This window comes from Stieleria mannarensis, from assembly GCF_014154935.1.
GTDB classification, from domain to species: Bacteria; Planctomycetota; Planctomycetia; order Pirellulales; family Pirellulaceae; genus Stieleria; species Stieleria mannarensis.
In genome coordinates, this window is sequence record NZ_JACEHH010000024.1 from 37,922 (window position 1) to 50,442 (window position 12,521).

7 protein-coding genes are annotated in these 12,521 nt (G+C 59.1%); 4 read left to right on the plus strand and 3 right to left on the minus strand.

The window, feature by feature from the left end:
* Positions 1-152 precede the first annotated feature (152 nt).
* Positions 153-1,433 (plus strand): glucose-1-phosphate adenylyltransferase, encoded by a 1,281-nt coding sequence (gene glgC, locus H1B37_RS17080; protein WP_182867868.1) that lies wholly within the window; start codon positions 153-155, stop codon positions 1,431-1,433.
* A gap of 313 nt (positions 1,434-1,746) precedes the next feature.
* Complete coding sequence (locus H1B37_RS17085) at positions 1,747-3,168, plus strand: POT family MFS transporter (RefSeq protein WP_353620857.1); 1,422 nt, start codon at positions 1,747-1,749, stop codon at positions 3,166-3,168.
* Positions 3,169-3,553: 385 nt separating this feature from the next.
* Here H1B37_RS17085 and H1B37_RS17090 read toward each other — a convergent pair whose 3' ends face one another.
* A complete protein-coding gene (locus H1B37_RS17090; protein ID WP_182867869.1) occupies positions 3,554-5,224 on the minus strand; it encodes a sigma-70 family RNA polymerase sigma factor in 1,671 nt (556 codons plus the stop codon).
* 875 nt (positions 5,225-6,099) lie between these two features.
* Here H1B37_RS17090 and H1B37_RS17095 point away from each other — a divergent pair.
* Both H1B37_RS17095 and H1B37_RS17100 read left to right on the plus strand, forming a co-directional pair.
* A complete protein-coding gene (locus H1B37_RS17095) occupies positions 6,100-7,623 on the plus strand; it encodes a hypothetical protein (RefSeq protein ID WP_182867870.1) in 1,524 nt (507 codons plus the stop codon).
* Between the two features lie 61 nt (positions 7,624-7,684).
* A complete protein-coding gene (locus H1B37_RS17100; protein ID WP_182867871.1) occupies positions 7,685-8,734 on the plus strand; it encodes a hypothetical protein in 1,050 nt (349 codons plus the stop codon).
* A 106-nt stretch (positions 8,735-8,840) separates the two neighbouring features.
* Here the strand turns inward: H1B37_RS17100 and H1B37_RS17105 are convergent, their stop codons facing one another.
* Positions 8,841-10,178 carry a sulfatase gene (locus H1B37_RS17105; protein ID WP_220498246.1) on the minus strand — a complete coding sequence of 446 codons (1,338 nt, stop codon included), beginning with the start codon at positions 10,176-10,178 and terminating at the stop codon, positions 8,841-8,843.
* Positions 10,179-10,480: 302 nt separating this feature from the next.
* Complete coding sequence (locus H1B37_RS17110) at positions 10,481-12,520, minus strand: putative bifunctional diguanylate cyclase/phosphodiesterase (RefSeq protein ID WP_182867873.1); 2,040 nt, start codon at positions 12,518-12,520, stop codon at positions 10,481-10,483.
* Between the last annotated feature and the right edge of the window lies 1 nt (position 12,521).

Sequence of the window (12,521 nt, forward strand, 5' to 3'; positions counted from 1 at the left end):
ATATATTTGTTACGTTATTGACTATTGCTGTTTTGGGAGAGGGGCCGCCGGCAGCAAGCCGAGTGTCCCTGCGGGAGACTGATTCCGACTCCATTTGATTGGCAACGATTTACTAGCCGACGCGCCCCTTTGTCCGGGCGGTTCGGCTGACCATGGAACGGGTGGCTTGTATGCGTGATACTTTGACGGTGATTTTGGCCGGTGGTCGGGGCTCGAGGTTGGAACCCCTGACACGAGACCGGGCCAAGCCCGCCGTGCCATTTGGTGGTCTGTACCGGATCATCGATTTCGTGCTCAGCAATTGCCTGAACAGTGACATGCGACGGCTGTTGTTGCTGACGCAGTACAAGGCGCAGTCGCTGGACCGTCACATCAATCTGGCTTGGCGAACGTACTTCTGTCGTGAACTGGGCGAGTTCATCGATGTCGTCCCGCCGCAGCAACGGATCGCCGGCAATTGGTACTCGGGTACCGCCGACGCGGTGTATCAGAACATCTATGCGATCGAGCGTGAGCAACCCGAACACATCGTTGTGCTGGCCGGCGACCACATCTACAAGATGAACTATGGGCCGATGGTCGATCACCATCGCAAGCTGGATGCCGACATCACGATCGGGGCACTGCGTGTGCCGGTCGATGAGGCGCGGCAATTCGGCGTGATGCAAACCGACCTGGACGGCCGCGTGATCGGGTTCCAGGAAAAACCGGAGCATCCGACCCCGACGCCGGAGGACCCTGAGTATTGCTTGGCGTCGATGGGAATTTATGTGTTCAACGCTCGATTTTTGTACGAGCAGCTGTGTGCCGACGCGACGCGGATGGATAGCGACCACGATTTCGGCAAGAACATCATCCCTGGGGCGATCGATTCGCACCTGGTGTGCGCGTTCCCGTTCTTGGATGAAAACCGCAAGTCCGACGCCTACTGGCGTGACGTCGGCACGATCGACGCCTATTACGAAGCGACGATGGATCTGATCAGCATCGATCCCCAATTGAACCTGTATGACAAGCATTGGCCGGTGCGTGCGTTCCAGCCGATGTTGCCGCCGCCCAAGTTTGTCTTCGGCAGCGAAGGTATCTCGACCCGTCGCGGTTCGGCGATGGATTCGCTGGTCTGTCAGGGCGCGATCATCAGCGGCGGCAGCGTCGCCCGCAGCGTGATCGGGCCCGGCGTGCGGATCAACAGCTACTCGTCGGTCGAGGACAGCATCTTATTCGATGACGTCAACGTCGGCCGCCGCAGTCGACTGCGCCGCGTGATCGTCGACAAAGGGGTTTCGATTCCACCGGAAACCGAGATCGGATTCGACCGCGTCGCCGACGAGCAACGCGGGTTCAAGGTGACCGACAGCGGATTGGTGGTGATCAGCCGGGGTGAATTGATCCAGCCGCACCACGCGGCCGAGGCCGCCGCGGCGGGCCACTGAGAGGATCGCCCCGTTTGGGGGCAGTGGCGAAAGGCAAAAAAACGGATCGATCCAGCCGATTCGGCAGGGCGTGGTCAGCGTTTGGTTGTACGACGTCCTTTTTTAGGTCGTCGCGCGGAGTCCGAAGGACGACAGCCTGGAAGGGGCTGTCGTCCTCATAAGACCGATCCTCCTGCGTTGGGCGGTTCCGAAGGGCTGCCAACCGGGCAAAACGCGGGGGGCGCTGGCAAACCTCCGTTGTGACAATCCGGCCGGTCAGCGATGATGTGCGGCAAAGCGAACGATTCCTTTCACGCAACCATGGCGAAGCATCGTGCCCTACACCCCGCCCAGCGAAGCGTCTGATTCGAACACGTCATCGAACAATTCCACGGGCTGGCAGACGACGCCGTACCCGATCACCACGATGCCGCCGGGGATCCCCTACATCGTCGGCAATGAAGCGGCCGAACGGTTCAGTTTCTACGGCATGAAGGCGATTCTGACCGTCTTCATGACGCAGTATCTGCTCGGCAGCGGCGGCAACGTCGACCCGATGAACGACAACGACGCCAAGTTCTGGGTCCATATCTTCGTCATGGCCGCCTATTTCACGCCGCTGTTGGGGGCATTCGTCGCCGACTGGTTGTTCGGCAAGTACAAAACCATCCTCTACCTGTCGGTGCTGTACTGTTTCGGCCACTTGGCTCTGGCGCTGAACGAGACTCGGATCGGGCTGGCCGTCGGGCTCAGCTTGATTGCGTTGGGCACCGGGGCGATCAAGCCCTGTGTGTCGGCCCACGTCGGTGACCAGTTCGGCACCAAGAATTCACACCTGCTGAGCAAGGTCTTTGGCTGGTTCTATGTCGCGATCAATCTGGGGGCGTTCGCATCGACGCTGCTGACGCCCTGGTTGTTGGACCGCTACGGGTCACAGGTCGCCTTCGGCGTGCCGGGCATTTTGATGGCCGTTGCGACGCTGTTGTTCTGGATGGGGCGAAACCGATTCGTTCACATTCCGGCCCGCGGCCCCCAGGTGTTCCGCGATGCGTTCACCGGCGAAGGCGGCCGGGCGCTGTTGCGATTGGCGCCGATCTACATCCTGGTTGCGGTGTTTTGGAGTCTGTTCGACCAGACGGCCAGCGCCTGGGTTTTGCAAGCCGAGCACATGGATCGGAACGTCATGGGCGTCGAACTGCTTTCGAGTCAAATCCAGGCGGCCAACCCGTTCCTGATTCTGATCCTGGTGCCGCTGTTCAGCTACGCGGTCTACCCGGCAATCAGCAAAGTCTTTCCGCTGACACCTCTTCGCAAGATCACGATCGGAATGTTCGTCACCGTTTTCGCGTTCTCGCTGAGTGCCCTGATCGAGACGTCGATTCAAAACGGAGGGACGCCGAACATTTCCTGGCAAGTGCTGGCCTATATCTTGTTGACGGCGGCCGAAGTGATGGTGTCCATCACGTGCCTGGAATTCAGTTACACCCAAGCGCCCAACAGCATGAAGAGCATCGTGATGAGCTTCTACATGCTGTCGGTGTCGTTGGGCAACTTCATCACCGCCGGCGTGAATGCGGTCATCAGCAATGCCGATGGGACCTCCAAGTTACCCGGCGCGTCCTACTATTGGTTCTTTACCGGGTTGATGCTGGTCGCCGCAGTGATCTTCATCGGCGTCGCACTGACCTACCGCGGCAAACAGTACATTCAAGAGTCCGAAGTCGAAGCCGAATCGGAAGCAGAAGGAACCGCGTAGGATCCGCCGTTAGCCCACCGACTACAGGGATCGTCCAGTTTCGGGCTGAAGCGAAACGCGACAAATCCAAATGACCTAACCGATTGGGGTAAGAGGTGGTCGGCGGAGGGGTGTACGACGTCCTTTCGAGGTCGTCGCGCTGAGCCCTACGGGCGACAGCCCGGAAGGGCTGTCGTATGCCGAAAGATGAACGCTCCAGCGCTGGACCGTCCCTACCCGCGCCCCATCATTCTGCCCCGCATCATTCTGCCCCGCATCATTCTGCCGTCCCTCTCCTGACTACCGCCGACGGCACGAGGGCACTGCAGCGGAGTGGAGCGGCAGGTGCCGCGTGGCCCGCGAAAGCCTTGGCGGCTTCCGCTACGGTTTTCAAACAGGGCACGCCTTACTGATCGAAATCGATTTCGATGTTGTTTTCGCTGGCGGCTGTTCGCAGCTTGGCTAGCGCCCGGGCTTCGAGTTGGCGGACGCGTTCTTTGGTCACGCCCATCTCCTCGCCGACCTCTTTCAACGTCAACGGTTCGCTGCCGCGTTCGAGACCGAATCGGGCCGAGATAATCTTCTGCTCGCGTTCATCCAAACGATTCAGAATCCGCGACAGTTCGCGTTTCCGGGTCCGTTGTGCCGATTCTTCCACGTACGGATCGACCCGGTCATCTTGTCGCGCCAAGAACAGTTCTTCGGTAGTCGTTCGGAACCGATCTCGGTGTTTGAATTCGTTGGGGATGGTGCGGGCAAAGTTCTTCATGATCGCCCAGGAGGCGTACGTGCTGAACTTGTTGCCCCGCGAGTAGTCGAATTTTTCGACAGCACGGATCAGCGACATGTTCCCGTCGCTGACCAGTGAGAAGAAATCGTCGGTACCGGCAAGGTGGCGTTTGGCGATCGAGACGACCAGCCGCAAGTTGGCTTGGACGATTCGATTCTTGACTTTGACCGCCTGCTCGTACAATGCTTCGATCTCGTTCATCACGGCCGACTTGCCGGCCGCTTCGGTCCCGATCGTTTCTCGCAAGCGACTGGCCTTGTGTTTCAGGTAGTTCATCTTGCGGAACAGGTGGTATTCCTGTTCACGGGTCAGCAGCGGCACGTCGTACAACGATGCCAGGTAGCTGGGCAGATCGCTGGGCACGCGGACTTTCCGTGGGGCGCTGGCCGGTTCGGGTTCAACCCCCAGGTACTCCGCTTCGCGCGACGTGACCTCAAAGTCTTCGTTGTAGATGTAATCCAGCGGCAGTTCCATGATCCGTTGGCGTCTCATTTCGACCAGGATCCGTTGGATGCTGTTTCGCGTTCGCTTGAACCGTCGGCACAATTGCGGAACCGAAACACCGCCCAGGTACTGATTGAAGATCGACCGTTTGTCGTCGTCCGAAAGGACGCCGCGGTGGTTGGGGAAGATCGCGATCGACTTGTTGTCGGCGTCGAAATTCTTGAGCGTGTAGCGGATCGTTTCGGCGCTGCGGCCCATCTGCTCGGACAGCAATCGCGTCACATCGGCCAGCGCCGCACCGCCTTCGACCAACTGTCGGGCGCGTTCGATGATCTCGCTCTTTTCGTCCTCGGTCAGCTGGCTGAACCGTTCGCCACGCTGGATCTTGGCCTTGTTGCGGGCGACGAACTGTTCCACGCTGCTGTTGAGGAATCCGACGCGTTTGCGGCCACCGAACAACAATCGACGGCTGACCAGACCGGCTTCGCGCCAGCGGCTGATCGTTTTGGTCGACACGTTGAACTGTCGGCTCAAATCTTGAACCGTGTGCACCTGTTCAGCGATCTCTTCGACCGACAGATCGGCCAATTCGCTCAGGTCTTCGATCAACAGTCGTAAATCATGGGCCAGATCGGCCGATGCGATATTGTGTCGTCCCGGACGGTCCGAGCGATAATTGGTGATTCGGAAGCACAGAAAGTCGTAAGCGTATTCGCGGCCTTCTTCGATTTCGCTGAGCAGTGTTTCTGCAGCGGCAGCCTGCTCAATCAATTTGGTTTTTTGATTGAAGCGAAGTTGATCTCGAAGGTCCTTGATCTTGGTATCGCGGTAATTGTCGTGCATCAGTGTGGTCTCCCAGCGCTATTGGCGTAGACTGGCCAAACGTCCTTGCAATCCCGGCGGATCGCCCAGTCCAATTGCCTCGGTTGCCCGGGGGCACCTGTCTCCTCCAGGTGATTTTGGTCGCTCGGCCTGGGATGAATGTCGCGATTCGCACGACACCTTTGGTCCGGCCAAACGGTCGGACGCCCAGAACAAGTTCCCTGCCGACTCCATGTCGACCGAAATGACAGTCGCAAGGCAACAGCCGTTAAAAACGGTGCCGCCCCTCAATGCGGATGCCTGTAGGACGAGAGCCTCCGCCGCTCGGTTCACTCGGCTCGAATGAGTTTCTAAGAATCAACTCGTTACTTGGGGCAAAAACCCGTCGTTTGGAGAGATTTTTTTTACAATTCGAGCTCGGTGAGCCTGGCAGCGGTTGCCTGCGTCCAGGACACCTTGTAGGAAATTTGGGGCCAATTCTGCAGGAATTTGTCACTTTTTTTCCTGGTTTCGCCCCTAAGTCGTTCGCATTGAATGACTTATAGATTTTGCGGCGTTTTCGGCGAACCAACGCTTTTCACGGCGCTGCCTGCATTGCGTGTAAAAATTTCAGTCAGACTGCACAAAAGGCAGTCTCGCATTGCGACATGTCGTCTAACAACCGACTTTGCGGAACAAGACGACTACACGCCTCGGGGGCCCGAGAACTGACCCCCGAATCGTCTCGGCTGCCCCAATTCGGCTGAACCGGCCCCGCGCGGACGGTCGATCAATAGCGACACCAGCGGTTTCCAGCACGCGATCCCGGCATGCGCTTCTCCCGCATCGGCGTTCCTCAACTCACGCCGTGGGGAACGCATCGCGTCCCCGGTCAGCCCCCCGAAATGGATTTTCAGATGCCCATCAATGACGCCACGGCCAGTCGTCGTGCCTTCCTCGCCAGCTCACTCGCGGTTGCATCGGCGTCGATTGCGTCTCCCGCGCGAGCGGCGATCGTGTCGGCTGAGTCGGCCAGTGTGGTCGCGGCCGCCCACGACCTGATGCGTGTCCGGATCGAAATCGACGTCAAAGGCAACGTCCGGGTTTCGGACAACGCGCTCGCGTCCCAGCAGACGCGGCAGACGTTCCCGATCAAATCCGACGCCGTGCTGGATTACGAAGAGCGGTATTTGAAACCGACCGATGCCGCCGAATCGTCGGAGATTGTTGCAGCGGAGCGGTACTATCACTCCGCGACCAACCAGAGCGTTTTGAACAAGACGTCCACCGACCAGGATCTGCGAGAGTCGATGCGGCACGCGATCGTCCGTCGCGAATCCCTGCCCGAATCGATTTATTCCCCGGACAGCTTTTTCACCCACGGCGAGCTTTCGCTGTTGAAATCGCCGGTCTCCAGCGTCTCGGTCAACCGGTTTTTGCCGGGCGAAAGCGTGATCCAAGGCGACCGCTATGAGATCGATTCCGAAGCCCTGTGTTCGGTGTTGAATCTGACGTCGGTCGACAGCGGGCGTGTGGAAAGCGAGGTGGCGGAGATCTCGGCCGACGCCGTGCGTTTCAAATTGGAAGGCGACATCGAAGGCTCCGTCGACGGTGTCGGCACACGGCTCCGGCTGATCGGGAAAATGACCTTCGACCGCCGCGAGAAAACCTGCACGTGGCTGGCGCTGGCGATTCACGAGACCCGTGAAATCGGCCGCGCCGTGCCAGGGTTTGATGTCTCGGCCACCATCCGGATGGTCCGCCGTCCGTTGCCCCAAGTGGTGGCCCTGCCGGCCCAACCCGCCGTGATCGACTTCGACCAACCGATCCCCCAAGAACGCCTGTATGTCGAACTGCAAAGTCGCCAGCTGGGGGTCGGGACAATGATGGACCGAAAATGGCGGATGATCAGCGACGCGCCCGGTTCGGCGGTGATGCGAATGATCGACAACAATACCAGCATCGCCCAGTGCAACTTGCGGCCGCTGGTCCAGTTGCCCGAAGGCAAGCAGTGGACGTTGGAGGCGTTTGAGGCGGCCGTCCGCCAGACACTCGGCGACAAACTGACTCGGCTGATCGAGGGGGACCAGCGGGTCAGCGCCCAAGGATTACGCGTTTTGCGGGTCGTCGCCGACGGAGAAACCCAAGGTGTGCCGATCCGATGGATTATGATGCACTTCTCCGATGACGACGGAAACCGAGTTCAAGCGACGTTTACAATGTCGGGCGACAAGGTGGAATCCTTTGCCGGCAACGATGCCCAATTGGCCGACTCGCTGCGATTCCTGGAGAAAGCGGAAATCCACGACGGGAAACCGGTTGAGGAAAAATCGCTCGCCGGGGAGGTCGCCGCCCCTTCGGAGGTCGCCGCCCCTTCGGAGGTCGCTGCCCGATCGGCGCCGGGCGATGCCGAAACCACCAGTTCCAGTGATTTGAGGTAGGCAAGTCACTTGCCGCCAAAGTCCACCCGCAATCGAGATTCTCTCTGACCGAGTTCCTAACATGACCCTTGCTGAAAATCAGATGACGCCCGCGCGAAGGATTCCGCGGAGTGCCGCAGTGCTGTTGGGACTGATGTTGGTCTGCCTGGTGTCGGTGCGCTGCCGGCAAGCCGTCGCCCAAGACGCCGGCGAAGTGAAGGATCCCTCGACCCAGCAACAAACCCAGTTCGCCCCCGGCGTGGTCAACGTCATCCCGGGCGATGCCAGCCCCGAGGAGACCTTTGACGGGCCGCTGACGCTGAAGACGTTTCTGAGTGCCCATCCCGAATTGGAATGGAAAGCACCGACGTTCGAAAACGGCGCCCCGCACTTCGATCCCCGCTCGCGAACGCTGGTCGAAATGGCCAAGCAGGTCGTCTTGCGACGCGAGATCTATTGCTTGGAGTTCTCCTTCAAACCGCTGCGTCAAATGTACGTCGACGTCCCGGTCGGAGGCGGCAAGCTGCAACGCAAACTGGTTTGGTACATGGTCTATCGCGTGCGGTATCGCGGCGGCGACCTGCGTCCGGCGGCCGATGAAGTGGGCGGATCCAAACTTTACCAACGCCTCGAAGAAATCTCCTACCAGTCGCGGCGGTTCTTCCCGCTGGTGACGTTGAAAGACCACGTCAGCGGCCAAGAATACTTGGACCGCATCATCCCCAGTGCCAAGAACGTGATCGCCGCCCGCGAGCAGATCACCGCGCCGCTGTACAACAGCGTCGAAATCACCCGCCAACGCATCCCGCTGTCGACCGACGAGAGTGCTCCCGGCGTGTGGGGCGTGTTGACCTGGATGGATGTCAATCCGAACGTCGACTACCTGTCGTTGTATGTCTCCGGATTGACCAACGCCTTCCAACAGGACGGCGAAGGCGAACAGGCACCGTATCGTCGCAAAGCACTGCAACTGAACTTCTTCCGCCCCGGTGATGCGATGAATCAAACCGAAGACCTAATCCGCTTCGGAATGCCATCGTTCGACGATCCCGAAGAACAAGCCTATGTCCTGGACAAGTACGGCATGACAGACCCGCTGAATTACCGCTGGGTCTTTCGTTCGGTGAAATAGTGTCGAACCGTTGTCCTCAACTGTTCCGCTGACCGCCCTGCGGGCAGCCAGCTTGTCCTCTCAGCCAGACGGCTGAGGGGAACAATTGGGGACAATGGTTCTACAATCAGTCGTTATTCGCTCGTTGATGCAACCGATCCCGCAGCTTGGCAAGCGTGTCGGCGTATTGGTCATCCCCGACCAGGTTGCGCGTCTCACCGGGGTCATTTTCCATGTCGTACAGTTCCTCGCTGGCGTCACGATAACGCATCAGGTGCCAGCGCGGCGTGCGAATCGATGTTCCATTTTGAAACGAAAACGCTGCTGATTTCACGCTCGCCGATGCATCGGCAAGCACCGGGGTCAGGCTTGAGCCTTCGGCCGCGGGCGGGGCGGGGACTCCGACCAGGTCGCAGATCGTCGGATACAAATCCACCAGCTCGGCGATCGAATCGGTCTGTCCCGATGGCATTCCGGGGGCACGGATCACCAACGGCACCCGGATCACTTCCTCGTGCAAGTTGCTCTTCTGCCAGAATCCGTGCTCCCCGAGGTGGTAACCATGATCGCTGGTAAAGATCACCGCGGTCTGATCGCGATGCGGTGAATCGTCCAGGGCGTCCAGGATGCGTCCGACTTGACGATCCATGAACGTGACGCTGGCGTAATAGGCGGCCCACATCCGTTTTTGGTTGTCGGGATACTTACCGATCGAGTTTTTCAGATTGTTGGTCTTGGCGATCCCGAGCTTGGGGATGTCGTTGGTGTCGTCCTGCCAATTGGCCGGCATGTTGATTCGATCGATCGTGTAAGGCTGGAAGTACTCGCTGGGGGCGACCATCGGGTAATGCGGCCGCACCAACCCGACGGCCAGGAAGAACGGTCGCTCACGCGGTTGCTCAAGCAACTCGATCGCCTTGCTGGCGGATTTGTAATCCGGTTGTTCACGTCCGTCGCCATCGCCCTTGACCGAAACGAACATGCGATGGGGCATACGAGTCGATTGACGGTTTTCCAGATCACGCGTCACGATGTTCAAGTTCAAACACGCATACTCGCCCGGCGTATGGGCCTCGGGGCCGGGGGAATTGAACCGCGCCGACCAACACTCCGGATGATCCTGGCCATCGGTCCCGGCGATGATGTCACCGGGGACGCGCATGTGAAAGATCTTTCCGACGCGCGTGCTGGTCAGCCCGTGGCGCTGCAGGTGCTGGCCGAGCGACACGTTCTGCTTGTCCTGATAACGGCCGAACATGAACGAAATCCGCGACGGCAAACACCACGTGCCCTGGCAATACGCTCGCCGAAAGACCATCCCCTGCCGGGCCAGACGATCCAGGTGCGGCGTCGAACAGACTTGGTCGCCATAGCACCCCAGCACACTCGCTTTCAAGTCGTCGGCGACGATCAGCACCACATTTTTGATCTCGCCGGGTGACTTGGCCGTGGCGAAGTCGACCATCAAGGAGATCAAGACAAAGCAGACGAGGGTCAGTCGTGGAATCATGGTCGCGGGGGGCAGCGGCGTGTCGTGGGATGAATCGACGGGCCGTCATTGTAACCGCCACCGGGGTCACGCGTTTCTGGTCGCGCCCGTTCGGTCTGGCTGCGATCGCCAAGGCATACGCACCAATCCAAGACGTGAAGCCATCGATCAAGTAAGCCACCCTCCCTGCCAGAGGTCGAGCGGTTTTTGACCTCTGATTTAACTGGCGTTTACGACTTCACCCTCCCTCTGCGAAGGTCGTGACGTTTTCGGACGCTTCAGCGTGCCGGCAGTTGGATGCCGCCGGTCGTTCCACTGGTCGGACCGCCGGGCAAGGTCAACGGCGCGGTGGCCAATGACGTTAGAATTTTGATGCCGTCGCTTTCACCGGGCGTGACCAGCAACCGTTCCAATTCAACGATATCCAACGGCGGTGCAAAGATATAACCTTGAGCAAGGTCACACCCCCAGCGTTGCAGCAAGTTGACTTGTTCGGCGGATTCGACGCCCTGGCAGACGATGTTTGCCATCAGGTGGTGCGCGAGCTGGACGATGGCTTGGGTGATGATCGCGTGCCCGTGGTCGCTGGTGATCGACGCGGTGAACGTGCGATCGATTTTCACGGTTTCGATCGGGTAGTCGTGGAAGCACGTCAACGACGAGTTGCCCTTGCCGAAATCGTCGATGTGAATCCCGACACCGCTCTGGTGCAGGTCCAGCATCGTTTGCAGCGAGCGTTCGTTGTGTCGCGAGTCGCCGTTTTCGGACATTTCCAATTTCAGCGACCACTTGAATCGCGTGCGATCGATGATCGCCTGTAATCGATCAATGAAAAACGGGTCGGCGAGTTGTCGTCGCGAGATATTGACGCCCAGGTAAACCTGGGGGCGCTGGTCGTCGCAGAACGACGCCATCATCGCGCTGAATTCACGCATCGATCGTTCCAACACCCATTCGCCGAAATGGTTGATCAAGCCGATTTCTTCGGCGAAGGGCACAAATTCACTCGGCGGCACGTAGGCCCCATCGGCGCCTCGCCAGCGGGACAAGACTTCGACGCCTTGGATCTGGCAGGTCTTCAAATTCACGATCGGTTGGTAACGCAATTCGAAGCGTTCTTCTCGCAGGGCGACACGAAGCTGAGCTTCCAGTTCGTGTCGGGCGACGACGGCATCGTGCATGGTTTGGTCAAACACCGCGATCTGCCCCTTGCCCGAATTCTTGGCCTGGTACATCGCGGTGTCGGCGTTGCGGAGCGCCTCGTGGCCGTCGGTCAACGAGTCATCGATGAACGCCACACCGACGCTGGTGCCGACGGTGACCAGTCGATCGCCCAATTCAAAGGGTTCGCAGATTCGCTGCACGATCCGTCGGGCGACCAGCAACGCGTCGTCGCGATGGGCCAAGCGTTCCAACAGCACGACAAATTCATCGCCGCCCAGACGGATGGTTTCATCGCCGGCGCCGTCGTCATGGGTTTCGACCGAATCGCTGCACCGCGACGCGGTGTCATGATCGCGGACGCATTCCTGAAGCCGCGCGGCAACCTGGTTCAACAGATCGTCTCCGGCCTCGTGCCCCAGGCTGTCGTTGATGATTTTAAAGTTGTCCAGATCCAGGAACAGCAAAGCATCGTAGGACCGTCGGCGCGGGCCTTGGTTGGCCAACACTTGTTCCAATTTTTCGATCAAGAAGGGTCGGTTGGGAAGCGCCGTCAAGGCGTCGCGATGCGCCATGTCGCGCAGTTCCGACTCCGCCTTGCGACGGCGATTGACTTCGTTTTTCAGCAGTTCCAGTTTTTCCTCCTGGCGGATCGACAAACGGTACTTTTCGCTCAGCGCCAACGCCAGCTGTCGCGCCTCGTCGTGTTCGAACGGTTTGCGGAGCAACAGCAACCGGTCGCTGTAACCGAGGGTGCGGACGATGTCGTCCCAGGTATGATCGCTGTACGCGGTGCAGATCACGACCTGCAAATCGGCATCGATCCGCCACAGTCGACGGATGGTCGCCAAACCGTCCATTCCTTTGGGCATTCGCATGTCGACAAACGCGACCGAAAACCGTTCATCGGCATCGATCGATTTTTGAACCTCATAGACCCCTTCCTCACCGCTGTAGGCATGGGTGAGCGCAAACACGGGGGCGCTGGAGGATTTCGATTCGGGTTGTTCGGCGTCATCCAACAAAAAACGCGCTTCGAAATCATCCAACTCGTGCTCGCTGCGTTGAGCGCCACGGAAGATTCGGTCAAAGGTCTCGTGAATCTGTGATTGGTCATCAATGATCAGAACGCGGCGTTCCGTTTCGAAATCTGTCATC

What these genes read in the sequence shown, in the direction of transcription:
- H1B37_RS17110 (WP_182867873.1), bottom strand. Translation starts at nt 12,520, where the DNA reads ATGACAGATTTCGAAACGGAACGCCGCGTTCTGATCATTGATGACCAA.
- glgC (WP_182867868.1), top strand. Translation starts at nt 153, where the DNA reads ATGGAACGGGTGGCTTGTATGCGTGATACTTTGACGGTGATTTTGGCC.
- H1B37_RS17090 (WP_182867869.1), bottom strand. Translation starts at nt 5,224, where the DNA reads ATGCACGACAATTACCGCGATACCAAGATCAAGGACCTTCGAGATCAA.
- H1B37_RS17095 (WP_182867870.1), top strand. Translation starts at nt 6,100, where the DNA reads ATGCCCATCAATGACGCCACGGCCAGTCGTCGTGCCTTCCTCGCCAGC.
- H1B37_RS17100 (WP_182867871.1), top strand. Translation starts at nt 7,685, where the DNA reads ATGACCCTTGCTGAAAATCAGATGACGCCCGCGCGAAGGATTCCGCGG.
- H1B37_RS17105 (WP_220498246.1), bottom strand. Translation starts at nt 10,178, where the DNA reads ATGGTCGACTTCGCCACGGCCAAGTCACCCGGCGAGATCAAAAATGTG.